We start from the raw sequence: 8,401 nt of genomic DNA, 5'->3' as shown, positions 1-8,401 counted from the left end.
CCCGCGGAGCGGGTACCACATCGCTGCGCGATGTGCAAGCGAACACCCGCGCTTCGCGCGGGTGTTGCGCTCCCGCTCCGCGGGAGCGCTGGTGGGACGCTGCGCGTCCCACCCACCCCCGGCGCTGCGCGCCGGGGGTGACGCTCCGTTCGCTGCGCTCCCTGAGCGCTGGGCCTTCGGCCCATTCCGGGGCTTCCGCTTCGCTTCAGCCCGAAGCGGCGGGTCCGCTGCGCTCCCCCGCCTCAAGGGTCCTTCCGGCTGCGCCTCCAGGACCTTGAGGCCCGCTGGCGCGGGCCAAGCTGGCTACGGATTCAGGGGGCTCGGGCTTGCCGGATCTGGCATTGGCGTGGGCCGCCTGCAGTGAGAAGGGGTCAGAGGTCGCTGTCGATACCGGTGACGGCTGGCGGGCCGAGCGGGGCGTCGGCTTCCGCGATCCCTGCCTCCTTCAGCGCGGCTGAGACGAGCCTTGTGGCGTCTAGCTCGGCCTCGTACCGGTCCGGGGCGTCGACCTCGAGGCGGACAGAGAAGGTGCCGTCCTCGTTCAGTGTGAGGAGGTCCAGTCCTTCACTCTCACTGACATCCGTGTGCCGCGAGGCCAGCTTCCGCTCGAAAGCCGAGCGCGCGGAGTCGGTGACGTCCGAGATGAATGTGCCGGGAACAGTGATGACAAAGGTGGTCATGGCGACTCCTCGCATGGGACGGAGCTTGAATGTCGTCCTGCTTGCCCCATTGTCTGCAATGAACACGTCGGGCCATGTCTGACGGGCCTGGGCGGTGAGTGGGGGCTCCTTCACTTCTGACGTTTGGCCGCCAAGGGCGCATGCGGTCACCGGTACGCGCCCCAGAATCCAGGTTTGCGCATGTCGGGCTCAGGCGTTTGCGTGGCGTGGGGCGATGGCTCGTCGGGTGGCGTGATGTGCCGGCTTGCGTCCTGAGGCAGCCTGGAGGCGCTGCAACCACAGGGACGCGGCGCCAAGCAGGCCGGTGAAGACTGCCAGGAGGAGCAGGGAGACCCACATCTGCCGACTCCCGGGGTGGGCCCATCCCGTCCAAGCCGCGGCGGCCGCCCACAGCAGGACACCTGCCATATAGAAGGTACGGACGCGGCGCAGTTGCCGTAGGGCCCGCAGGGGCATCGGGTGTTCAGTCTTCGGTGCCATGCCGGCCCGTGTACCCCGATCCGCGCTACTCACCGGGTGGTGGCAAGTGGAAGAGGGGGGGGTGGGGGCGGGTGGTCAGGTCGGGTGCGGGTGCGTACGGGGTCGGCCATTCGGGGGCGGCCTGAATGGCCGTCAGGTCCCTGAACGGCTTATCGGTGGGGCAGGGGCCAACGGCTTTTGAACGCGTTGGGGCAGGGTTCGGTCTGCAGTTTCATTGTGCTTCATTTTGAAGTGTAGATAGACTCTGGATACAGAGCACACCACCAGGGGCGTTCCGGAGACGTTAGCGGGATTTTCCACATGGCTGTTCCGGCGCTCCGGCGAGGATGTCGAGCAGTCGACCGAGTCGGCCCAGCCGTAGCCCCTGTGGTCCCTCCACGTGCGGGTTTCTGGTTCTCTCCGCTCGGATCGACCGGACGGCACCCCAGGAGAAGGCAGACCGATATGTCGAGCAAAGACCGCGCTGATCAGCGCGAAGCTGCGCAGCGAGAAGCCGTTGATGCGGTCCTGCGAGCCCTCGAATTGCCTGCAAGATCGCTGGTGCCCGAGCGAGGGCTTCGTACACAGGTGATCATGGCGACGGGGTCCGGGAAGACCCGGGTGGCGGCCCGCAGCGCGGAGGAGCTCCACGCGGGCCGTGTGCTGGTGCTCGTGCCCTCGCTGGACCTCCTGGCACAGACCGAGGCCGCGTGGCGCGAGGCAGGCCGTCGGGGGCCGATGATCGGAGTGTCCTCGCTGCGGGGTGAGGAGGTGTCCTTCCCCAACACCACGAACGTGGACGAGTTGGTGGAGTGGACGCGAGGCCTGGACAAGGTCACCGTGTACGCCACGTACGCCTCCCTCGGGCTCGGCACCCTGGAGCGCGCACACACCGGGGGCCTCGCGGCCTGGGACCTGATCGTCGTGGACGAGGCCCACCGCGTTTCGGGCCGGATCGGGAAGCCGTGGGCCGTCGTCCACGACAACCAGAAGATCCCCTCCCTGCGCCGCCTCTACATGACGGCCACGCCCCGGCTGTGGCAGCTCGCGGACGAGGACGAGGCCGGCGCCCCCGGCGAGTTGGTCGCGAGCATGGAAGACGCCCCCGACGGGCCCTTCGGCAGCCGCTGCTTCACGCTGACGCTCTCGGAGGCCATCGATCGGGGAATTTGTGCCCCCTACCAGGTCGTATGCGTGGACGTCACCGACACCCAGCTTCAGGCAGCGCAGCTCCTCGGCGCAGAAGCACGGTCCGATCAGGTCCGCGGGGCCCGGCTCGCCGCCTTGCAGACTGCCCTGGTGAAGGCGTCCGCCGAGGAAGGCTTCCGCCGCACGCTGGTCTTCCACCACGTGGTGAAGGAGGCCGAAGCCTTCGCCGCCGGCCTCCCGGATGTCGCCGAGCGGCTGCACGGGGCGGAGCCGGAGCTGTATCCGAAGACGATCTGGGCCAACTGGCTGTGCGGCGACCACAAGCCGCTCCACCGCCGCCGCGTCCTAGACGACTTCGCGGCCGGCATCGCCACGGACGGCACCGTCGTGGAGAAAAGCTTCCTGGGGTCGGTACGGGTTCTGGGCGAGGGTGTCGACACCAAGAACTGCGACTCCGTGTACTGGGCGGATGTACGCGGCTCCATGCCCGACCTGGTCCAGGCTGTGGGCCGCGCGCTGCGCATGCAGCCCGGCGAGGGCAAGATCGCCTCGCTCGTCGTGCCCGTCCTGCTCGGGCCGGGCGAGACCGCGGACAACATGCTTACCTCCCGGGCCTACGGCGGGCTGGCGAAGCTACTGGAGGCGCTCAGGGCACACGACGCCCGGGTCGTCGAGCAGCTCGCCGAGCAGCAGGCGCAGAGCCGCGTGAGAGGCGTACAGACACGCGGCGGGGAGCAGGAGGACCAGGGGCCGGAGAGCGACCGAAGCGACCGTGGGTTGTCAGTGCCGGCACGGGCACTGCTGCAGTTCTCCACGCCCCGCGACCCCGCCCAGCTCGCGGCGTTCATCAACCTGCGCGTCCTCAACCCGGAACACGAGCACTGGCGGCGCGGCATCGAGGCCGCCGTCATCTACGCCCGCGAGCACGGCGACCTGAAGGTGCCGTTCACCTACCGCGCGCCCGCCGTCGAGGACCAGGAGGCGGAAGGCGAGGGGTGGCCGGCCTCGCTCGCCGGGTTTCCGCTGGGGCAGTGGACCGCCGACGCCAGGCGCTTCTACGCCCGCGGCGACATGGACGCCGACCGCGCCCGGCAGCTGGAGAAGCTCGGCATGATCTGGAGCCACTTCGACGTCGCGTGGGAGGAAGGTCTCGCGGCGGCGCGCGGGTGGGCGGCCGAACACGGGCACCTCCTAGCGCCGCTGGACGCCACCTACCAGGGCTACCGGATGGGGATCTGGCTGAAGAATGCTCGGGCCGCCGCCCGGCGCGCCCAGCATTTCGAACAGCGCCAGGCCGAAGGGCTGCCGGTGGAGTCCTGGGCGGGGGCGCTGTCAGACGAGCGGCGTGAGCAGCTGGAGGAGATCGACGCGTCGTGGTGCCCGCCGTGGCCGGTGACCTGGCAGAGGTGCTTCCACCTGGTGCGGATACACCTGGACACCGGTGAGGCGCTGCCCACCGAGGCGGGCGAGGTCCTGCGCCAGGGCGAGGATCTGGGGCGGTGGGTGCAGTCGGTGAGCCTCGGGTGGGATCAGCTCACGACCGTGCAGCAGTGGATGTGCGAACAGGTCCTCGGCATCGAGCCCGCCAGCGAGGACGAGAAGCCGAAGCCGCGCCGTACGCAGGCCGACAAGTGGGCCATGAACTACGAAGCCGCCAAACAGTACTACCAGCGCGAAGGACACCTTCAGGTCCCAAGGAAGCACATCGAGACGATCACCGTGGGCGGGGACGGCGAGGACCAGGAGCAGTGGGACGTACAGCTGAAGCTTGGTGCATGGGTCAGCAACCAGCGGAGCAGGGCCGCGACGCTGACCCCGGAACGGATCGAGCAGCTGTCCGCAATTGGGATGCGGTGGTCGTGAAGGCCATCGTCGTCACCGCGGTCGCCGCCCTCGCGGCCGGCTATCTGCTCGGGCGGCTGCGCCCGTGGCAGCGGGCGGGTGATTGGGCGGCCGATCAGGTCCGCTTCACCGGGCCATGAGCCCGGGGCGGCTTCGGCCGCCAGGCCGTCGTCGTCCTGGTCCACGCTTAGGGGGCATCCCCGCAGGTGTGTGGCGGCGGTCTTGGCGGCCGTGATCAGTTTGGCCAGGAACCTCTTGTGCTTGGCAGCCTTCTGCGGTGCCGGTGCGTTCCACACGAACCCGCAAGCCCTCGCCCATTCAGGATGCCCGAGCCGAGACCCGCCTCACCCCGCCCACAACCTCCCGGGAGAGAACACCTAGGACTGCGGAACGACTAGGAGGGCGGGGAAGCTTCCGTCGCAATCGATGCACACTCTCGACAGCGGCAGCCTGCTGAGCGCGATCGAGCGGAGCAACGTGGCCATCGAAGACGGCCACGTTGCTCCAGGCGTCAGCTTTGCGCGTCGGCCGATGATCGGCGGAAGGAGACGCGCACCTCACTCGCGCACGCGAAGGCGATGAGCCCGCACACGACGATAGCGGCGGTCCCGATCAACGTGTCGGGTCCGAAGGTTTCCTTCGCCATGTGGAACAGGAAGGTGCTGGCGATGGCCAGCTCACCGATGGCGAGGACCGCGAGCCAGGCGGTTCGTACCGCCCCAGGGCAGGCGGTTCGTGCCTTGTCCAGTCCCAGGAGCACCGCCCCGCCAACCAGGACGATAAGTGCCCCGATGATGACCGCGGCGTAGAGCAAGCGGCCGGAGGCGGACGGATTGGTGTGATCGAGCTCTGCGGTATCCGGACCGAGCGTGCTGAATGCGATTTCCAGCAACGCGACATAGGCAACCTGTATCAGGACCAGTACAGGCGCGATACGCCGGCTGAGCAGGTGCGTCACGCGTTGCTCCTCACGAGTCTGCCGCTCTTGATGATCCACAGTTTTCCAGTGGAGACCGCACTCTTGCACGAGCTCCGGGCGGAGGCTCCTGCGTTCTTCTTACCCTTGTAGTAGCGGCCGATCTCGCGTCCCTTCTTGTTGTTGTTCAGGTCCATGGTCTTGTCGATGCCGCGGGACTCGGACTCGTGTCGCGTGGCCACCTCGTACGCCGTCTCGTGGTCGATGTAGATCTCCATCAAGGCGTTCCACAGGCAGTGCCGGAAGGCGTCGCCGGTGCCCTGGTACAGGGTGCTCTTGGCGTAGTACTGGTTGGCGTAATGGAGAGCGACGTTGGCCTGGTCACGGGCCTTGGCACAGTCGTAGGGGTTCCAATAGCAGTACCTCTTCTCGGACGGCGTGACGGTGTAGCCGCTGGCGCTCGGGTCCAGGAGCACGGGGTAGTGCACGGTTTGGCCCGCTGCGGGAGCGAGGCTGATCACGATGTCCGTCCCGGTCAGCTTCATGGACACCGCCACGGTGTTGCCCTTTGCGTCCAGAGCGAGAGGCGCGGAGATGAACGTCGCCAGGCTGCCCTGAGGGTCGGACACCATCAGCGTGTTGTCGGAGACGGCGGTGATCTCCTGACCGGGCCGCAGGTCCACCTTGTAGGTGTAGGAGCGTGGAGCGTTTGCGCTGCGCAGGAGGTGGAACAGTTCCACCTTGTTGGCGGCGGAACGCACTGCGACGGTGTCGGCGTCGGTCTGGGTGTTGGGGTAGATCACCAGGCCGGTGCTGCTGAGTTCGGCCGGGGAGGCTGCGGCTGGGGGAAGGTTCAGCAGGGTCTGTGCGGTGCCGTCCGCGCTGGTGCCGACGAGGCTGCTGTCGGCCTTCTCGGGCAGTTCGGTCACCGGCAGGGCCGTGGCGGTCTCTTCGGTCTCGGTCTTCTCCGGGTCTATCTCCTCGACGTAGCCGGGCGGGGTGTCGTCCTCCTCCGGAATGTCGACGTCGACGAATGCCTCGTCGGTCTCCTCCAGGGGGTCGACCGGGTGGAGGGTGGGAGCGAAGTGGGTTTCGGCGATGTCGTTGATGAAGGAGCCGGAGAGGTTTCCGGTGATCACGCCGGCGTGGAAGGAGTACTCCCCCCACTCGGACCAGGTGCCCGCTGCGTTCTTCACCCGCGCGCGAAGCGTGTGCGTGCCTCGCGTGGGCGGCGTCCAGGTAACGCTCGCAGCGCCACTGCTGAGGGACACGAGCGTGGACGGTGCGCCGTCAAAGGAGTAGTCGGCAGAGATGGCCTTGCCCGCCGGGTCCGCAATCCTGAAAGTGCCGGCCTGTCCGGCGTCGCCGTGCCACAGCCCGTCGTCGGGATAGGTCGCAGATGAGAGTGTGGGCGCGGCGGGCACAGAGGTGTCGATGGTGAAGGTCCGCCACGGGGACCAGGTGCCGTTCCAGTTCGTGCCGTCATAGGTGGCGATGCGCCACTTGTACGAACCGGCTGCCAGTGCGGCTGCTGGTGTCCAGGAGCCTGTCGCCCCGGAGGCGACGTACGGAGAGGTACCGGAGGCCAGCTTGGTGGTGCCGGCCGCGTTCCACACCTCGAAGGTGAAGCGGACGGTGTTGCCGTCGGCGTCGGTGGCCTTGGCCTGCAGGGTCGGGGTGGTGTCGGCGGTGACCGCACCGTCCGCCGGGTTGACCGGCGCGGCGACGCCCGGCTTGGTGTTGTACGTGACGGACAGAGCGGGCTCGGTCGGCCCTTGGGAGCCGTCGACGTAGTTGGCGGAGCGGAAACGTCGCCAACTCAATGAGTCGGTCTCGCTTGCGGCCTTGATCTGGAAGCCGTAGTTGGGCTGTCCGTTCGCCCATGCCTGCACGGCGTCGTCGACGTTCCAGCGCATGAAGTTGGCCGGGCAGGCGGAGCTGTATCCGTAGGCGCCCTTGGAGACAGCCACGCCTGTCGAGGCGGTGGCCGGCTGGACGCCCCAGGTTATGCCGCTCGGGTCCCAGTTGCTGGTGATGCGGCGTGCCTCGACACCCGATCCGGTAGTGGCGCAGGTGGAGGACCAGTACGAGTGCAGGCGCAGCTCGGAGCTGAGGATGTGCTTGCCCGCGTAGGCGGACACGTCGAACTTCACGTATGAGCGGGCCTTGGTGCCACCGCCGTCATACGTGCCGGCTTTGAGTTCGGTGGAGCCGCGCTGGGAGTCGGGGTAGTTGGTGGCCACCCAGGTGTCGGTGGAGGCCGCCAGAGTGGTGGTCGGGTCGATGGTGACCGGGTAGGTGACGCTCGGGTCCGAAAGGAATGCCTGGCTCGGCTTGAGCACCAGCACGGTGCCTTCAGCCGTCTCCTCAATAGTGGTGGCGATCTCCGCCGACTTAAGTGGCTCCCCTGACGTCTTGTCCGTTCCGGTACCCCACATGCGCGGAGCCGGTGCGCTGGCTATCAGCTCGCCCTTGCTGTCCTCAAGACGCAGATGGCGCTGGGTGGTCTTCTCCAGCTCCATGCCTTCCAGGGTGACCGGCAACCGCAGCTCGACCGATGTGGTCGGCCGCTCCTTGAGGATCAGCGACTCGGAGAACCCATTCGGCAGAGCGGTGACATGCAGATCACCGTGGGGGACCACCGACGGGTAGACCGCGGTGTCTCCCTCCAGGCGCGGAGTTGGCAGGGCCTTACCCCAGTCGAGCCCGAACGTGCGTCCCGCGCGCGACACAGTGGCGAAGTTCTCAGACCCGCCATCCGACAGCACAACATCGGCCACAGCCGTCTTGGGCTCCAGCCGCTGGCCGGTATCAACCAGTGTGGTGTCGATCCGCTTCCACTCACCGTTCTCCTGCACCCGCACAGGCCCGGAGGAAGTCTCCGTGGTCAAAGTGCCGTCGGGGTTGGCGAACGTGGTGGAGTCAGCCGCACGCTCCGACAGCGCTTCGACCCGGTGGCCGCTGAGTTTGGCAGCAAGCTGGGCTGAGGCGACGTCCGGTGCCTCCGTTACCTGTCCCAGTGGGCTAGCGGCTGCGGAGTGCTGCTCGTTGACAGCGGATTCCCGAGCGTGCGCCACGCCCGTTGTATGAGCGGTCAGCGTGACGGACAGCGCCAACGAGATGGCAGCTGCCGTGAACTGTCTGTTCACGATCCCCCCTTGTTCTGTTCAAGATCACGTAAAAGTGATCAAGGCTGGGAGATTGTATGAAGACATCAGGGAAGGATCGGTTCCGCAAAAGCGTCGATATACAGCCAACTCAGCTACACGGCAGCCATGACGCTCCTCACACGCCGATCTCGCCGGATGACCCCGGCCCCCGGGATCGATGGAACTGTGGTCATCGATCTCCCGCC

General features: G+C 67.5%; 5 protein-coding genes. 2 read left to right on the top strand and 3 right to left on the bottom strand.

Translation table 11 applies throughout. From position 1 onward, the window contains the following. Window positions 1-371: 371 nt before the first annotated feature. Window positions 372-680 (bottom strand): hypothetical protein, encoded by a 309-nt coding sequence (locus ABD347_RS29795; RefSeq protein WP_344367015.1) that lies wholly within the window; start codon window positions 678-680, stop codon window positions 372-374. A 924-nt stretch (window positions 681-1,604) separates the two neighbouring features. On the opposite strand from ABD347_RS29795, the gene ABD347_RS29790 reads away from it, so the two are divergent. Continuing rightward, window positions 1,605-4,151, top strand: a complete 2,547-nt coding sequence (locus ABD347_RS29790) for a DEAD/DEAH box helicase (RefSeq protein WP_344367013.1) — start codon at window positions 1,605-1,607, stop codon at window positions 4,149-4,151. Then, window positions 4,148-4,270: a hypothetical protein gene (locus tag ABD347_RS29785; RefSeq protein WP_344367012.1), complete on the top strand. Its 123-nt coding sequence runs from the start codon at window positions 4,148-4,150 to the stop codon at window positions 4,268-4,270. The genes ABD347_RS29790 and ABD347_RS29785 overlap by 4 nt, the downstream gene beginning before the upstream one ends. Before the next feature lie 371 nt (window positions 4,271-4,641). On the opposite strand, the gene ABD347_RS29780 is transcribed toward ABD347_RS29785, so the two are convergent. Further along, entirely contained in the window at window positions 4,642-5,088 is a 447-nt protein-coding gene (locus ABD347_RS29780) for a hypothetical protein (RefSeq protein ID WP_344367010.1), read from the bottom strand. After that, window positions 5,085-7,904 carry a DNRLRE domain-containing protein gene (locus ABD347_RS29775; RefSeq protein WP_344367008.1) on the bottom strand — a complete coding sequence of 940 codons (2,820 nt, stop codon included), beginning with the start codon at window positions 7,902-7,904 and terminating at the stop codon, window positions 5,085-5,087. The genes ABD347_RS29780 and ABD347_RS29775 overlap by 4 nt, the downstream gene beginning before the upstream one ends. Between the last annotated feature and the right edge of the window lie 497 nt (window positions 7,905-8,401).

It is taken from the genome of Streptomyces gobitricini, from assembly GCF_039532985.1.
GTDB lineage: Bacteria > Actinomycetota > Actinomycetes > Streptomycetales > Streptomycetaceae > Streptomyces > Streptomyces gobitricini.
Note: the sequence above shows the minus strand (reverse complement) of the source record. Positions and strands in the feature narration are given on the sequence as shown.